General features: G+C 69.1%; 1 protein-coding gene. It reads left to right on the forward strand.

Annotated features, from left to right (window positions below; all coding sequences use genetic code 11):
- Positions 1-910 (forward strand): phosphopantetheine-binding protein (locus KUM44_RS34795; RefSeq protein WP_217213744.1); only part of this gene is annotated, 910 nt, incomplete at both ends.

Consider the following 910-nt stretch of genomic DNA (forward strand, 5'->3'; position numbering starts at 1 on the left):
CGACAGCAACCTCCAGCCGGTGCCGCCCGGTACCGGCGGCGAGCTCTACATCGCCGGCTCCGGCCTCGCCCGCGGCTACCTCAACCGCCCCGAACTCACCGCACACCGCTTCATCGCCGACCCGCACGGCACACCCGGCACCCGCATGTACCGCACCGGCGACCTCACCCGCTGGGGCCGAGACGGCCAGCTGGAATTCCTCGGCCGGGTCGACGACCAGATCAAGCTGCGCGGCTTCCGCGTCGAGCCCGGGGAGATCGAGGCCGTGCTGGCGGCATGCTCCGGCATCGCGCAGGCGGCTGTCATCCTCCGCGAGGATCGGCCGGGCGACAAGCGTCTAGTGGCGTACACCGTGGCAGAGGAGCCGGTCAGTGAGGAGGTGCTGCGTAGGCATGTGGCGGCGGAGCTTCCGGAGTACATGGTGCCGTCAGCCTTTGTCACCTTGGAAACGCTCCCTCTGACACTCAACGGAAAGCTGGACCGCAGGGCTCTACCCGCACCCGACTACGGCGACCGTACGACCGGCCGCTCTCCGCGCACCCCACGCGAGGAGATCCTCTGCGGTCTGTACGCGGATGTGCTCGATGTCGCCCGGGTGACCATCGACGACGACTTCTTCCGCCTCGGCGGCCACTCCCTCCTCGCCACCCGCCTCGTCAGCCGCATCCGCACCACGCTCAACACCGAACTCCCCATCCGACAGCTCTTCCAGACCCCCACCATCGCCGCCCTCACCGCCGCACTCGACACCACCCAAGGCGCCCGCACCCCCCTCACCCCCCGTAAGCGGCCCGAACACATCCCCCTGTCCCACGCCCAACAACGCCTGTGGTTCCTCCACCAACTCGAAGGACCCACCCCCACCTACAACATCCCCACCGCACTCCGCCTCACCGGCACCCTCAACCAC

Origin of the sequence: Streptomyces sp. AC550_RSS872, from assembly GCF_019049285.1 — a bacterium.
Classification (GTDB): domain Bacteria; phylum Actinomycetota; class Actinomycetes; order Streptomycetales; family Streptomycetaceae; genus Streptomyces.